The sequence below is a fragment of the Bacillus taeanensis genome, from assembly GCF_003318295.1.
Lineage (GTDB): Bacteria > Bacillota > Bacilli > Bacillales > UBA6769 > Maribacillus > Maribacillus taeanensis.
Map to the genome: position 1 here is coordinate 214,239 of NZ_QOCW01000003.1, position 16,199 is coordinate 230,437.

Annotated in this window: 12 protein-coding genes; all 12 read right to left on the reverse strand. The window is 38.0% G+C overall.

Annotated elements, in window-relative coordinates:
- Positions 1-305: 305 nt before the first annotated feature.
- The 12 genes from DS031_RS04965 to pcrB all read right to left on the reverse strand — a co-directional run bounded on the left by DS031_RS04965 (position 306) and on the right by pcrB (position 16,122).
- Positions 306-1,013 (reverse strand): M48 family metallopeptidase, encoded by a 708-nt coding sequence (locus DS031_RS04965; RefSeq protein WP_113804815.1) that lies wholly within the window; start codon positions 1,011-1,013, stop codon positions 306-308.
- A 25-nt stretch (positions 1,014-1,038) separates the two neighbouring features.
- Entirely contained in the window at positions 1,039-1,530 is a 492-nt protein-coding gene (locus DS031_RS04970) for a YehS family protein (protein WP_113804816.1), read from the reverse strand.
- A 192-nt stretch (positions 1,531-1,722) separates the two neighbouring features.
- On the reverse strand, positions 1,723-3,105 hold the full coding sequence (gene rlmD, locus DS031_RS04975; RefSeq protein WP_113804817.1) for a 23S rRNA (uracil(1939)-C(5))-methyltransferase RlmD: 1,383 nt from the start codon (positions 3,103-3,105) through the stop codon (positions 1,723-1,725).
- Between the two features lie 79 nt (positions 3,106-3,184).
- The gene (locus DS031_RS04980; protein WP_113804818.1) at positions 3,185-4,108 is read right to left on the reverse strand and encodes a diacylglycerol kinase; all 924 of its coding nucleotides are present in this window, start codon (positions 4,106-4,108) and stop codon (positions 3,185-3,187) included.
- Positions 4,109-4,427: 319 nt separating this feature from the next.
- Positions 4,428-5,861 carry an Asp-tRNA(Asn)/Glu-tRNA(Gln) amidotransferase subunit GatB gene (gatB, locus tag DS031_RS04985; RefSeq protein WP_113804819.1) on the reverse strand — a complete coding sequence of 478 codons (1,434 nt, stop codon included), beginning with the start codon at positions 5,859-5,861 and terminating at the stop codon, positions 4,428-4,430.
- A 13-nt stretch (positions 5,862-5,874) separates the two neighbouring features.
- Positions 5,875-7,332 carry an Asp-tRNA(Asn)/Glu-tRNA(Gln) amidotransferase subunit GatA gene (gene gatA / locus DS031_RS04990; protein ID WP_113804820.1) on the reverse strand — a complete coding sequence of 486 codons (1,458 nt, stop codon included), beginning with the start codon at positions 7,330-7,332 and terminating at the stop codon, positions 5,875-5,877.
- A 15-nt stretch (positions 7,333-7,347) separates the two neighbouring features.
- On the reverse strand, positions 7,348-7,638 hold the full coding sequence (gene gatC, locus DS031_RS04995; protein ID WP_113804821.1) for an Asp-tRNA(Asn)/Glu-tRNA(Gln) amidotransferase subunit GatC: 291 nt from the start codon (positions 7,636-7,638) through the stop codon (positions 7,348-7,350).
- Between the two features lie 309 nt (positions 7,639-7,947).
- Positions 7,948-9,414: a sodium/proline symporter PutP gene (putP, locus tag DS031_RS05000; RefSeq protein ID WP_113804822.1), complete on the reverse strand. Its 1,467-nt coding sequence runs from the start codon at positions 9,412-9,414 to the stop codon at positions 7,948-7,950.
- Between the two features lie 493 nt (positions 9,415-9,907).
- Positions 9,908-11,077, reverse strand: coding sequence for a CamS family sex pheromone protein (locus DS031_RS05005; RefSeq protein ID WP_181833020.1), 1,170 nt, complete (start codon positions 11,075-11,077; stop codon positions 9,908-9,910).
- A gap of 34 nt (positions 11,078-11,111) precedes the next feature.
- Positions 11,112-13,115 carry an NAD-dependent DNA ligase LigA gene (ligA, locus tag DS031_RS05010; protein WP_113804824.1) on the reverse strand — a complete coding sequence of 668 codons (2,004 nt, stop codon included), beginning with the start codon at positions 13,113-13,115 and terminating at the stop codon, positions 11,112-11,114.
- A gap of 33 nt (positions 13,116-13,148) precedes the next feature.
- Positions 13,149-15,371 (reverse strand): DNA helicase PcrA, encoded by a 2,223-nt coding sequence (gene pcrA / locus DS031_RS05015; RefSeq protein WP_113804825.1) that lies wholly within the window; start codon positions 15,369-15,371, stop codon positions 13,149-13,151.
- Between the two features lie 67 nt (positions 15,372-15,438).
- Positions 15,439-16,122, reverse strand: coding sequence for a heptaprenylglyceryl phosphate synthase (gene pcrB / locus DS031_RS05020; RefSeq protein ID WP_113804826.1), 684 nt, complete (start codon positions 16,120-16,122; stop codon positions 15,439-15,441).
- Positions 16,123-16,199: the final 77 nt, after the last annotated feature.

Sequence of the window (16,199 nt, forward strand, 5' to 3'; positions counted from 1 at the left end):
ATAGATTTAATAGATGTATAAATAACAACGATATATGTTGCAAAAATAACTTATTCCCACTAATATGCTGTATCATATTCTTTAAAGTAAGGGTTGTATAATTCATATATCCTTATTATTGTTATTTTTCTATAAATAGGCTGTAAAACTATGAAACCTCCCTGAAAAAAGGATATTTTAATAGACCTTTTCATATGGAACAGACATAAATAAAAAAGCAGGAAACCTTAATTGGTTCCTGCTCTTTTAAGACTAACTTTGCGACAGCTTTAACTTGCATCATATGGTGATTCCAGAACCTGTTACTATACAGTCATTTTCCATCTTGATAATGCTAACCAATTTTCCTGTTCTTTATAGTCAGGCATTATTTTTCCAACAAGCCGCCAGAAGGATCTGTCGTGATTCAAATGGACCATGTGGCACATTTCATGAACAACTACGTAGTCGATCACATGAAGTGGCGCCATTGCCAATCTCCAATTAAATGTTAGCTGCAGTTTTGAATCACAAGTTCCCCAGGCAGTTTTACTATCAGATATTTTGATCGAACGGGGCTTTACTTTAAAGTGGCTTTGATAGTACCGAATTCTCTTCTCCACTAATGCTTTACACTGCTGATAATAAAATCGTTTTAAAGCTTGTTTTATTTTTTCATCTTCAATCTGCTTCACATGTATATGTAAATGCTCTCCTTCAATCACTACATTGTCCTGCTCGATATTAATATCTTGAATGATCTTTATCGGATAGGTGTTTCCTAAAAATAGAAAGCTTTCCCCATGCTCATAAACCTTTTCCTGTTTACCGCGCATTCTATCCTTCATTTCATTTAACTTCTGCTGAATCAGACCCCATTTTTCCTCTATTAATTGAAGTACTCTTTCATCTGGTGTTCCTTTTGGAGCATGAACTTCAACATTTCCATAGTGATCTATCATAATGCCTATTGATGTTCGCTTTTTGTACTTTATCTCAAGACGTATTGTCTTGCCCGCATAGGTATGTATCATCTTTTCACCTGTATGATTATTTCTTTTATCCTCTGTATTTTACAGCTAACCCTTTTAGGAATCTCCTTGCAAAATTATCTCCACACTCTTTATAATTCTTATGACCTTCTTTTCTTAACAACGCGCCAAGTTCTCCTTTTGAAACATTAATTCCCCCCTCGCCAAATATATCCAGCATATCTTCCGTTGTTAACGACAGGGCTATTTTAACCTTCTTTAATAGGACATTATTAACGTTTGGACTTTTCTTTAAAAATGATTCTGGTGTATTAGGTTGTCCTGGTTTTGGATCTTGTTTTCCTCTTTTAAAAGTAATAAACCCATTTAAGAATGAATCTAACATAATGTTATTACATTTTATTTGATTTTCAGCTTCATCAGACTCTGTTTTCGTGAGAATCTTTGGTATGTCAGCTAATGTCACTTCTGCACCGCCCAAATGAAATATCTCTACCATATCTGAATTTTTTATATCAAGTGCATATCTTAATCGAATTAATATATCGTTATTATCCATTTTAAAACCTCCAATATCATTTCTGTCTATTTTAATACAACAATTGAAACAACTTCAACATCACTATAGTCCGCAGCTCTTCTCAATCAATTTAATAAAATGCCAGCCTCAACTAAGGAAACTGACATTTTTGTTATTTATAAAATTAACCTGTTTATTCATTTTTCACATTTACAAAAACCTTGTATGCACCTACATATTAAGCTTTAATACCGCAACATTTTCTACATGTGTTGTATGAGGAAACATATCAACCGGCTGTACTTCCTGTGTCTTATATCCGCCTTCTTCAAGTACCTTTAAATCCCGGGCAAGTGTTGCCGGGTTGCAGGATACGTAAACAACACGCTTTGGCTTCATGTCCAACATCGTTTGAAGCAGTTTTTCATCACAGCCTTTTCTTGGTGGATCAACGACCATGACATCTGCTTTAATTCCTTCTTCATACCAGTTCGGGATAATAGTTTCCGCTTCTCCTACCGCAAATTCGACATTCTTAATGTGATTAAGCTCTGCATTTCGTTTTGCGTCTTCAATCGCTTCAGGAACAATTTCAACGCCGTACACACTTTTTGCTTTTTGCGCGAGAAACAATGAAATCGTTCCGATGCCGCAGTAAGCATCAATGACATTTTCCGTACCCGTTAAATTGGCGTATTCGAGAGCTTTATCATACAGCACTTTCGTTTGGACCGGATTTACTTGATAAAAAGAACGTGCGGAAATTGCGAACTGAATGTCACCAATTGTGTCATAAATGTATGGGCTTCCCCAAAGAACACGCGTTTCATCACCAAAAATCACATTTGTGCGCTTCGGATTAATGTTCTGCACAATTGATTTCACGTTTGGAATTTGCTCTTTAATGTCATGAATAAGATTTTTACGGTTTGGTAAATCTTTTTGCTTTGTAATTAGCACAATCATAATGTCGCCTGTATTTTGACCGTACTTTGCGACAATATGACGCAGCGTGCCGCGGTGGGATTTTTCATCATACGCACGAATACCGTATTTTGCGGCAATTTCTTTTACCGTTTGTACAACTGTATCATTTTCTGAAGCTTGAATAAGGCATTCTTTCATATCAATAATACGGTGACTGCGCTGCTGATAAAAACCTGCCACGAGTCCGCCTCCTCCTTCACCAACAGGTACTTGTGCTTTATTTCGGTATCGCCACGGCTCGTTCATTCCTAGAACTGGATGAACTCTAACATTTTCCAATCCACCAATACGTGCTAACACTTCTTTGACACTGTTTTGCTTATATTGAAGCTGTCCTTCATAAGAAAGATGCTGAAGCTGACAGCCACCGCACTGCTTATAAATCGGACAAAGAGGTTCAATACGCGCCTCACTTTCTTCAATCATTTCAACAAGCCGCCCAAATCCATACCCTTTTTTTGTTCCAATAACTTTTACCTTTGCTTTTTCGCCTGGTAAACCGTACGGCACAAACAATGTATAACCATTTACTTTCGCAACCCCAGCACCATCATGGGTGAGATCTTGAAATTCTACTTCGACAATATCATTTTTTTGAACAGGTAATTCCTGTTTTGATTTTCCCATTCTGTTTCACCTTTCACTACAAACTGTTTTTCTATAACTTATCATAACGTTATTTTAGAGCAAAAATCAAAGCAGACTTTTATGAAGTCTGCTTTTCATTGTGTTGGTCTACTTTTTCTTTTGGAACAAGCATATTGATATGACGGTAAAGATTTTGAAATTCCCCTGGAAGAAGTCCACCATATTCACCGTCTAAATTCAGCTGCATTTTTTCTTCTGTATGCACTTTTACACGGCTTGCTTTTGTATAAATAATATGAGGATCATTTAAATGTTCTCCACGCAGTGCTTGACCAGCAATACGAATAAATTCTGCTAAATTGGTTTTCTTTAAAATAACTAAATCAAACATTCCATCATTTAATATCGCAGTTGGCGCTAATTTCTCAAACCCACCGACTGAATTTGTATTAGATACTAAAAATAACATAATCTCGCCTTCAAAAAGCTTTCCATCATACTCAATGCGGACATTTGTCGGACGAATTGACGGCAGCATTTCCATGCCTTTTAAATAATAAGCAAGCTGTCCAAGCATTGTCTTTAACTTGCTTGGTACTTCATACGTCAGCTCTGTTAGCTTCCCACCGCCGGCAATATTAATAAAATAATGATCATTTACTTTTCCAATATCAATCGGCATTTCATAGCCATCACAAATAACATCACATGCTTTTTCAATTGTCCTTGGAATAGCTAACGCACGAGCAAAATCATTTGTCGTTCCAACTGGAATAATACCAAGCTTAGGTCGGTTAGGCTGCTCAGCTAGTCCATGGACAACTTCATTAATCGTTCCATCGCCCCCTGCAGCAATAATAAGGTCAAATCCTCGTTCAACAGAAAGGCGCGCTTCTTCTGCTGCATTTCCTGCACATGTTGTCGCATGTGCAGATGCCTCATAACCAGCTACTTCTAAGCGCTCAAGTATATATGGAAGGCGTCGTCTTACTTGTTCTCGGCCAGATGTTGGATTATAAATCAATCTTGCGCGTTGTCTCACCTTGCATCATCCTATTCTCATAATCACTATTTAATCTTACCTATTTATTAATCAATCAATTATAAAAAAACAATGTCTTTTCTTCTAACAGTATATCGTTCAGCTAAACTCCCTATACATAACAAACCAGCAAGAAACCATTCAGTGATTTATTTCCTGCGTACTCCATATTAATGTTCGTTCCTTATTTCCATTTGCGACGGTACTTAAGAATAAACATCCTCTTTTAAAGCATTAGGCAACACTATGATTATAGTGAAAAAATTCCTATTTGAAAAGCAAAAAGAGATTCCCTTAAGTGGGAATCTCTTCAAGATCATTAGCGTTTTTCAAGTTCTTCGCGAATTAATTTGTTTACAATTTGCGGATTTGCTTTTCCTTTTGTTTCTTTCATGGCTTGACCAACTAAGAAACCAAAGGCGCGGTCTTTTCCGTTTTTAAAGTCCTCAATCGATTGCTCATTATTGTCTAAAATGCCATTAACAATTTTACGAAGTTCACCTTCATCTGAAATTTGGACAAGGCCTTTTTCTTTAACGATTGTTTCCGGGTCGCCGCCGTTTTCAATCATTTCTTTAAAGACTTTTTTCGCAATTTTAGATGAAATTGTGCCTTTTTCGATTAACTGAATCATTTTTGCTAATCCTTCTGGCGTAAGCGGCACGTCATTAATTTCTTTACCGTTTGCATTTAAGTAAGCAGATACTTCACCCATTAACCAGTTAGATGCTTGTTTCGCATCTGCGTTTTGCGCAATCGCTGCTTCAAAGAAGTCAGACATTTCTTTTGTTTGCGTTAATACCATCGCATCATATGCTGGTAAACCAAGCTCATTTACATAACGGCTGCGGCGTGCATCTGGAAGCTCAGGAATTTCAGAACGAACGCGCTCTTTCCATTCTTCATCAATATAAAGCGCTACAAGATCCGGCTCTGGGAAGTAACGATAGTCATCAGAACCTTCCTTTACACGCATTAACAGCGTTGTTTTTGTTGCTTCATCATAGCGGCGTGTTTCCTGCTCAATAACCCCGCCTGATAAAAGTACTTTTTCTTGACGTTTTTCTTCATGCTCTAATCCTTTTTGAACAAAAGTAAACGAGTTAAGGTTTTTTAATTCTGCTTTCGTACCGAATTTTTCTTGACCAACAGGACGAAGAGAAATGTTCGCATCACAGCGAAGTGAACCTTCTTCCATTTTACAATCTGATACACCTGTATATTGAATAATCGCTTTTAACTTTTCAAGATACGCATATGCTTCTTCAGGTGTGCGAATATCCGGCTCAGAAACGATCTCTACAAGTGGTGTACCTTGACGGTTAAAGTCTACTAATGAATAATCACCGTCTTCCGCATGCGTTAATTTACCAGCATCCTCTTCAAGATGAAGACGTGTAATACCGATTTTTTTCTTTTCGCCGTTTACTTCAATTTCAATCCAGCCGTTTTCACCGATTGGCTTATCAAATTGCGAAATTTGGTAAGCTTTTGGATTATCTGGATAGAAATAGTTTTTACGGTCAAACTTCGTATCTGTTGCAATTTCACAATTTAACGCCATTGCTGCTTTCATTGCAAAGTCCACTGCTTGACGGTTCATGACAGGCAGTACGCCAGGGTGACCTAAGCAAATTGGACATACATTCGTATTTGGTGGTGCTCCAAAGTTTGTTGAGCAGCCGCAGAAAATTTTTGATTCTGTTTTTAATTCAACGTGTACTTCTAAACCAATAATTGTTTCAAAATTCATTGCTTGTCCCCCCTTACAGCGTTGGTTTCGCTTTATGATAATCTGTTTCTTGCTCAAATGCATGTGCAACACGGTAAACCATTTGCTCATCAAAATGTTTACCGATAATTTGTAATCCAACAGGTAAGCCGTTTGCAAGTCCGCACGGTACAGAAATCGCTGGAACACCTGCAAGGTTTACAGGAATTGTTAAAATATCGTTCGCATACATTGTTAACGGATCATCTGTTTTTTCACCGATTTTAAACGCTGTTGTCGGTGTTGTTGGTCCGATAATCACATCATAGTTTTCAAATACTTTTTCAAAGTCCTGCTTAATTAATGTACGAACTTTTTGTGCTTTTTTATAGTAAGCATCATAATAACCAGAGCTTAATGCAAACGTACCAAGCATAATACGGCGTTTGACTTCATCACCAAAGCCTTCACTTCTTGTTTTCTTATAAAGATCAAGAAGATTTTCAGCATTTTCAGCACGCACACCGTAACGCACGCCGTCAAAACGCGCAAGGTTTGCTGATGCTTCTGAAGAGGCAATTAAATAATAAGCCGCTGTCGCGTATTTTGTATGCGGAAGTGAGACTTCTTCCCAAACCGCTCCCATGCTTTCAAGCTTGTCTAACGCTTCTCTTACACGTGCTTTCACATCTTCAGCAACGCCTTCTGCTAAATATTCTTTTGGCACGGCAATTTTTAAGCCTTTCACATCGCCTGTTAAAGAAGATAAATAATCAGGTACGTCTACGTTTGCTGATGTAGAATCCATTTTGTCGTAACCAGAAATTGCCTGCAGTAAATACGCATTATCTTCAACAGTTGTTGTAATTGGACCAATTTGATCTAATGAAGACGCATATGCTACAAGACCAAAACGAGAAACACGTCCGTAAGTCGGTTTTAATCCGACAACACCACAAAATGCAGCTGGTTGACGAATTGAACCACCTGTATCAGAACCAAGAGAGAAATACACTTCGCCTGCTGCTACAGAAGCTGCTGAACCACCGCTTGATCCTCCTGGTACATATTCTGTATTCCATGGATTGCGTGTCTTTTTAAAGCCGGAGTTTTCTGTTGAAGACCCCATCGCGAATTCATCCATATTTAATTTACCGATTGTAATCGTTTCTGCTTTCGTAAGCTGCTGGACAACGGTTGCGTCATGAAGCGGTTCGAAGTTTGCAAGAAGCTGACTTGAACATGTTGTTGTAAGGCCTTTTGTAACGATATTGTCTTTTACTCCGATTGGTAATCCGAATAAAAGTCCTCTCGCTTCATCTGTACCTAATGCTTCATCAAGCTTTTTTGCAGCACTGCGAGCTTTTTCTTCATTTAATGCTGTAAATGCTTGTACTTTATCTTCTACTGCGCTAATTCGTTTATAAGATTCATCTACTAAATCAGTAACAGATAATTCTTTTTTATGTAAAAGGCTGTGAATGTCAGCCAAGCTTTTATCAAATAATGACATAAGAAATCCCTCCTCCTACTCAAGAATGGATGGTACTTTCACTTGACCATCTTGTTCTTCAGGTGCATTTTTAAGTGCTTCTTCGCGGCTGATCCATTTTCTGGACTTATCTTCACGAAGGACATTTTTTAAATCGAGTACGTGTGTTGTTGGTTCTACATTTTCAACATCTAATTCATTTAACTGCTCTGCATAAGAAATGATGTCGTCTAACTGCTTTGTAAATAGTTCTACTTCTTCTTCACTTAACTGTAAGCGCGCTAAGTTCGCAACATGCTTTACTTGTTCTTCTGTTATTCTTGACATAACTACTTCACCTCCAAAATTTCGCACACTTCTCACAATATAATGATGATACCAAACAACCGCCCTAATAAGCAACAAATCCTAGAGGAATCAGGACACTTTTTTCAGATAAAGCATAAAGAAAAGCGGAAGCGCCTTGTTCACCCCCGACTAGCAAATGTTCTTACGACTAAAAGGATATTTTTCCCTTTAAGGCGGAAGGTTATTTGACTCAAGGGGGTAGGTGCTGAAGCTGGATACCAAAACTTAGACTTTCTTTCCCATAAAAATATCCCTTCCTCAACTGAGGAAGGGATAGTAAGAGCTCAATTATTTACGAGCAGCTTCAAATTCAGCAAGAATTTCTTTAGATGGCTCTTTATCCACCATACTTACAATGAAAATTGCAAGTGTACATAAAATAAAGCCTGGTAAAATTTCATAAAGGTCAAAAATACCGCCAGTAATTTGCTTCCAAACAATAACGGTAATCGCCCCTACAATCATTCCCACTAGTGCGCCATTACGTGTCATACGTTTCCAGAACAAGCTCAGTATAATAACTGGACCAAATGCTGCACCAAATCCAGCCCATGCATAACTTACAAGCTCAAGCACAGAACTTTCTGGGTTTTGAGCTAAGATAAGCGCGAATAGCGCAATCGCTAATACGCCGATTCGACCAACCCATACAAGTTCTTTTTGACTTGCATTCTTGCGAAAGATCGCTTTATAAAAATCCTCAGCAAGAGCACTTGATGATACTAACAGCTGTGAGTCAATTGTACTCATAATTGCAGAAAGAATCGCTGCAAGTAAAATTCCAGATACCCATGGATTAAAGAGAACATCAGTAAAGAAAATAAATACTTTCTCACTGTTATCTACATCACCCGCAATAAGCGGATCATTCGCAAAATATGCAATACCGGCAAGACCCGTTAAAATGGCACCGAATAACCCGACAACCATCCACGCCATACCGATTAAACGTGCTGTTGGAACATCTTTTGGTGAACGAAGCGCCATAAAACGCGTAATAATGTGCGGCTGTCCGAAATAACCTAAGCCCCATGCAAGAAGTGAAATTACAGCGATTGCTCCTCCTGCATCAAAAGCATCTAAATAAGAAGCATCCATACTTCCAACAGTATTAGTCATTTCGTTCCAACCACCAACTTTACTAACTGCGACAATTGGCACAATAATAAGAGCTAAAAACATTAAAATACCTTGAATAAAGTCTGTCCAACTTACAGCTAAAAATCCGCCAAGGAATGTATAAGAAATAATAACAATAGCACCAATCCAAAGCGAAGTTGTATACGTCATTCCGAAAGATTCTTCAAACAGTAAGGCACCACCAACAAGTCCTGATGATGTATAGAATGTAAAGAATATTAATGTTACAAGCGCTGAAATGACACGCAGGATTTTTGAATTATCTTTAAAACGATTTTCAAAGAAATCCGGTACTGTAATTGAGTCATTTGCAACCTCAGTATACGTACGAAGGCGTTTCGCAACAAACTGCCAGTTTAAATACGCCCCTACAGCTAAACCTACACAAATCCATAAAGCATCCATCCCTGCAGCATAAGCATAACCAGGCAGTCCTAGTAAAAGCCAACTACTCATATCTGAAGCACCGGCACTTAATGCGGCCACTCCAGGACCTAGACGTCTTCCCCCTAATACATAATCAGATAAGTCACTTGTTAATCGATATGAGATAACTCCAATTAAAAGCATCCCAACTAAATAAATAATAAATGTTATTAACGTAGCAGCATCCATTTAGCCTATTCTCTCCTCTCAGTAAAAAATGTAATTAATGATAAAACAATTAATAACGGCATTGGAACTAAAAATAACAGCCATGTTGCTCCAGTAATTGCATGATCCATTATTCCACCTCCTCCATTATACACAAGCATACATTTACCCTTAATTTTTAAAGATTAAACCAAATTTTTTTTTGGCTTAACCACAATAACAATCATAACAAAATATAAAAGTAAGAACATTCAAAAAATAATATTTCTAAATTACGAATGAATATTTATACAATTAAACCTCAAATGAAAGCGATTTCTTAAATATATAGTTATATCTATTCAAAAAAATTTATGAACATTAATTAACACTTTTTATTACGAAAGCGCTTAATCATTAAAATTACCATATGTTCCTAATAAAGTTTTCCCATAAATGATGAAATATATGTCAGGTGAATTTCACAGTTCATATATTTTTTTCCATAAGAAAAAAGGCTGGAAAACCAACCTTTTTAATGATAAATATGCACGTATGGTTCTTCTTTATCTGGATCTTTTACAATTAAGCTTTCTTGTTGATTCATTGACGTAATGTTTACTTCAATAGAAGCACCTTTTTGAAAGAAGTTTTTATCAATTAAATCTGTTACATATTGAGTAAAAGCAACTACTTCTGCTTTTCCATAAAACTGCATCGGAATATCAATCGTTAGACTCTGCAGTTCTCCTTTTTTATAAAAGCCTTTTCCGATTACCCCTACATAGTTTGGGAAAAATTCCTCAACTCTTGCCTTAAAATTATTAAACTTTTCCGCATCATCGCGATGATCTTCTAACGCTTGATTGGATGGGAAAAAGTAATACTGCTCATTGATTTCGTCCCAACCCTTAATTGTTGATTGTCCTTTATTAACCACTGTACTTGCAAAGAAATAACCAGGAATGATCGATTCACGCTCTGCTTCTTGATACAAAGCAATTACGATCGGAACATCTCTTAGTTCTTCTTTCTTCCGTAAACGATTGGCAACTTCTTGTCCCATTTTTTTGGCTTCTTCTTCAATTTTTTGTTTATCAAGCTTTGTATCGCCGAACAGAAAGCGTCCCTGGTCATCTTCTACTCGATAATAGTAGGAATTGTTCATCGAAAGTGCGATTACAATCCCTCCTAATTGAACCTTTCCTTCCTCTTTTTGAACCAGGTAGTTATGTTCAAGTACATAGGATAAATACTTTGGATTATTTTCTTCTGCAGTTAGTTTTTGATCAGCAGATAAAGAATCGAAATCCCCAGAAATAGCTTGATTTAAGCCTTCCTGATTTTTTGGAGAGCTTCGGTCAATCCATGATTGAACTTCTTCTTTCGTTAAAAATTGCCCTTCTTTTAAAAAATAATTATCAGGATCAAATGTTTCCTGTGCAATGCGCATTAAACCCGTCTCAAGTTCATCAATATCCAAGCGGTTATCAACACCCGCTTCAATAAGTCCGCGCGCTGCACTTGGTTCAAACGGTAAAACACTGCGGTAAAAACGCTCTGATGTATTAATTTCGCGGCTGATAATCACTTTTTGTTTTGATTCTTCTTCTTTTACAACCGTTTCTTCATTGTCTTTATTCGATAAACATCCGCTTAACAACACCATACTTGTAAGTGCTGTAATTCCAAGTCGTTTTAACATGTAAACAACCTTCTTCCTCATCCATTCCAAAAAATTAGTTTAATTGATCTTGAAGCTGAGCTTCACTCCATACTTCAATACCAAGCTGTTCTGCTTTATCAAGCTTTGAACCGGCATCCGCTCCGGCAATAACAAGATCTGTTTTTTTACTCACACTTCCCGTAATTTTCCCCCCTAGTGCTTCAATTGCTGCTTTTGCATCATTACGGGACATTTGTTCAAGCTTACCTGTTAATACAATTGTTTTACCTGCAAAATAAGAATCAACTTCTGCGCCCGCATCAGGTTTAGAACCTTTGTAAGTGAGATTAACACCGAGTGAATCAAGCTCTTGAATAAGCTCTTTTACTTCAGGCTTTTCAAAATAACGGTAAATCGAATCAGCCATCTTCTCCCCTATTTCATCAATAGCAACAAGCTGTTCTTTATCTGCTTTCATTAACTGATCCACTGTTTCAAACGATTGAGCAAGTGTTTTTGCTGCTTTAGCACCAACATACCGGATTCCAAGTCCAAAAAGCAATCGTTCTAAAGAATTATTCTTTGAGGATTCAATCGCCTGAAGCAAATTATCCACAGACTTCTCACCCATTCGCTCAAGCTGAAGCAAACGGTCGCGTTCAAGTTTATACAAATCGGCAACATCATGAATAAGTTCTTCTTTAAATAACTGTGTAATCACCTTTTCACCGAGTCCATCAATATTCATCGCATTTCGTGAAACAAAATGGATAAGTCCTTCACGAATTTGCGCTGGACATTTTGGGTTCAAACAGCGAAGCGCTACTTCTCCTTCAATTCGCTCTAGTTTACTTGCACACTCTGGACAGCTTTCAGGCATATAAAACTCTACTTCTATACCTGTTCGTTTTTCTTCAATCACATTAATCACTTCTGGAATAATGTCGCCTGCTTTTTTAATCACAACAAAGTCGCCAAGCTTTATATCTTTCTCACGGATTAAGTCTTCATTATGAAGCGAGGCGCGCTTAACAGTTGTTCCAGCTACTGTTACCGGTTCAAGAATCGCAGTAGGCGTGACAACCCCTGTTCTTCCTACGCTTAATTCGATATCGATAAGCTTTGTTACCACTTCTTCAGCCGGAAATTTATAAGCAATTGCCCAGCGTGGACTCTTTGCTGTAAATCCAAGCTCCTCTTGATGTGTGAGTGAATCCACTTTCACAACGATCCCATCAATTTCATATGGCAAGTTAGGACGCCGCTCAACCCAGCTCTCAATATATTCAATGACCTTATCAATATTTTCACAGCGAAGCCATTCTCTATTTGTTTTAAAGCCTAGTTTTTTTAAATAATCAAGCCCATCACTATGGGAAGCAACGGTATTTCCTTGTAATTGCCCAATGCCGTATAAGAAAATATCTAAATTACGTTTTGCAGCGATTTTCGGATCAAGCTGACGCAAGGAACCTGCCGCAGCATTTCTTGGATTTGCGAATGGTTCCTCTCCACTTTCGCGTTTTGCTTCATTTAGCGCTTCAAACGAATACTTCGGCATAAACGCTTCACCGCGCGCTTCAATTGTTACACTTTCAGTTAAGCTTAGGGGAATAGAACGAACGGTTTTTAAGTTATTTGTAATATCTTCGCCTATCGTTCCATCTCCACGCGTTGCACCGCGGACAAATAAACCATTTTCATATGTTAACGATACAGCTAATCCATCAATTTTTAGTTCACATACATAGGAAAAGTTTTCGCCGATGCGATCGCGAATACGACGGTCAAAATCTTTTAAATCCTCCTCATTAAATGCATTGCTGAGGCTTAACATTGGAATGCGGTGTTCTACTTTTTCAAAGCCTTCAAGCGCCTCACCGCCAACTCGCTGTGACGGTGAGTTTTGTAACTTTAATTCTGGATACTGTTCTTCTAATTCAATAAGGATTTGCATAAGGCGATCATATTCGGCATCCGGTACTGTTGGCTGATCAAGGACATGATATTCATAATTGTACTTTTCAAGCAGCTTGCTGAGCTCTACAATACGATTTTCAGCTTCTTGACGATTCATCTTTCTATCTCCTTTACAATTGCTTTCTTTTCCCTATGCTTTTTCAATTGGAGCATATTTAGCCAATAGACGCTTAATGCCAGCGGGCGGTGGAAAGGCAATATCCAGCTCTAATGAATCTCCTGTCCCTTTCATACTTACAACCGTACCAATGCCAAACTTGCCGTGTTTTGCTTTATCCCCAACACTCCAATCAAGCTTATCACCGCCTGTATTATTAAACTGCGGACGCTTCACAGCCGGGCGAGTTGGGCGAGTGGTTTGCCCCGTAATATTTGCGCGCGGCATACTTTTTTCTTGAAGCATATTTTCAATGAGCTCTTGTGGAATTTCATTAATAAAACGTGACGCAGGATTTGCATTTGTACGTCCGTAAATCGTACGCATTTTGGCATTTGTTAAATAAAGTTCTTCTTCCGCACGCGTAATTCCTACATACGCAAGACGGCGTTCTTCTTCCATTTCTTCTTCTTCAAAAAGAGCGCGGTTATGGGGGAAGATTCCTTCTTCCATACCAATTAAGAAGACAACTGGAAACTCAAGACCTTTCGCAGAATGCAGTGTCATAAGTGTGACAGCTTCACTTGGTTTTTCTTCATTCTCATTATCCAACTTGTCAATGTCTGCAACGAGCGCTAAATCTGTTAAGAAAGCTACTAGACTTTTATCTTCACTAACCCGTTCAAACTCTGTTGTAACCGATAAAAATTCTTCAATGTTTTCAAGACGGCTCTGCGCTTCAATTGTATTCTCGGTTTCAAGCATTTGCCGATAGCCTGTTTTTTCAATTACTTCTTCAACAAGTTCTGTTGCTGATAAATATTCCTGCATGCTTGTCCAGTTAATAATTAAATTGCTGAAATCAAGAACCGCATTTGTCGCACGCTTGCTTAAACCAATTTGTTCTGCTTCTTGAATCGCTTCAATCATTGAAATGCCCTGTGCGACTGCAAACTCACGAATTTTATCAACCGATGTACCGCCAACACCCCGTTTTGGCACATTAATAATACGTTCTAAACTAATATCATCATCAGGATTTGCAATTAAGCGTAAATAAGCTAAAATATCTTTAATTTCTTTACGGTCGTAGAACTTTGTACCGCCAACAATGTTATAAGGAACGTTCGATTTCATTAATACTTCCTCAATCACACGAGATTGCGCGTTTGTCCGATACAAAACGGCCACATCATTATAGCTTTTGCCATCATTGATCACTTTACGAATTTTCCCTGAAATAAAGTATGCTTCATCATGTTCATTATCGCCTTGATAATAAACGATGTTTTTTCCTTTATCATTTTCTGTCCATAATTTTTTCGGCTTACGATTGGCATTGTTTTCAATCACAACGTTCGCTGCTTCTAAAATTGTCTTCGTGGAGCGATAGTTTTGCTCTAACAAAATCGTTGTTGCGTTCGGATAGTCTTTTTCAAACGATAAAATGTTCGCAATATCGGCACCGCGCCAGCGATAGATGGACTGATCGGAATCACCGACAACACATAAATTTTTAAAGCGATCACTAATCATTTTTACAAGCATGTACTGCGCTCTGTTCGTATCTTGATACTCATCAACATGGACATATTGAAATTTACGCTGATAAAACTCTAATACTTCAGGAATTTCTTTGAATAAATGAATTGTTGTCATAATGAGATCGTCAAAATCAAGGGCGCTGTTTTTCTTAAGGCGCTTTTCATACTCAACGTAAATATCACGAACCACTTCTTTGTATGGATCATAACCATCCGTAAGACTTGCCGCATAATCTTTCGCTGTTTTTAATTCATTTTTCGCGCCGCTGATCGAGCCAAGAATACTTCTTGGCTCAAATTTTTTCGTATCAAGATTTTTTTCCTTCATCACTTGTTTAACGACCGTTAACTGATCAGAAGCATCTAAAATCGTAAAGTTTCGGTTCACTCCAATACGGTCAATATCACGACGTAAAATCCGCACACACATCGAGTGGAAGGTTGAAATCCAAATTTCTTCCGCAACAGGACCTGTCATGTTTGCCACACGATCCTTCATCTCGCGTGCGGCCTTGTTAGTGAAGGTAATCGCTAAAATGTTCCACGGCGCGACTTCTTTTTCCATCATTAAATACGCAATCCGGTGTGTTAAGACACGCGTTTTTCCACTTCCGGCACCCGCCATTAAAAGAAGCGGTCCTTCCGTATGCTTAACCGCTGCACGCTGCTCTGGGTTTAACCCGCTTAGTAATTTTTCAATCATTCTTTGCATACTATCACCCCTACAAAACATATGTTCTATCATTATCGTAGCTTATTTTTCGTCCAACAACAATGGTTTATTTTACTGCTTTCACAGTTTTTAATGCTTCTTTCACATCTTCATAAATAATATTGCCTACTACAATCGTTTTTGCATATTTCGCCATTTCTTCCGCCTGCTCTTGTGACGAAATGCCGCCGCCGTAAAAGAGCTGTGCCTCTTCTAACACGCTCGAAACTTCCCTTACAAGCTCCGGCTCACCGTACGTGCCACTGTATTCTAAATAAAAAATAGGAAGCTTAAACATTTTTTCAGCCATACGCGCATAGGCGAGTATATCATCACGATCAAGATTAGTATCCGCTCTTGTTAGCTTTGCTGCTTTCGCTTCTTCATTTAATATACAATAGCCTTCCATGACAATTTCATCCCAATTCATAATTTCCCCGTACTCTTTAACAGCCTCATGGTGAAGACCTTTCATCCACTTCATGTCATCTGTATTCAGTACGGTTGGAATAAAATAAAAATCAAATCCTGGTGTAATCGATTCAATATTGGAAACTTCTAGAACGCATGGAACCGTATAGCGGCGAATTCTCGCTAATAAACTAATCGTATTATCTAATGTAACCCCATCACTGCCGCCAACTAAAATCGCATCTGTTCCGGATTCACAAATTTCTTCAAGCACACTATCTTCAATTTCCTTATTCGGATCTACTTTAAAAACATGACGCCACTCTTTATAGTCGTACATAAACTTTCCTCCTAAAAAACATCGCTCATAGAGAGGATTATATCAAAAATAAAGATTACTCTCATCTTTTGCTTAAG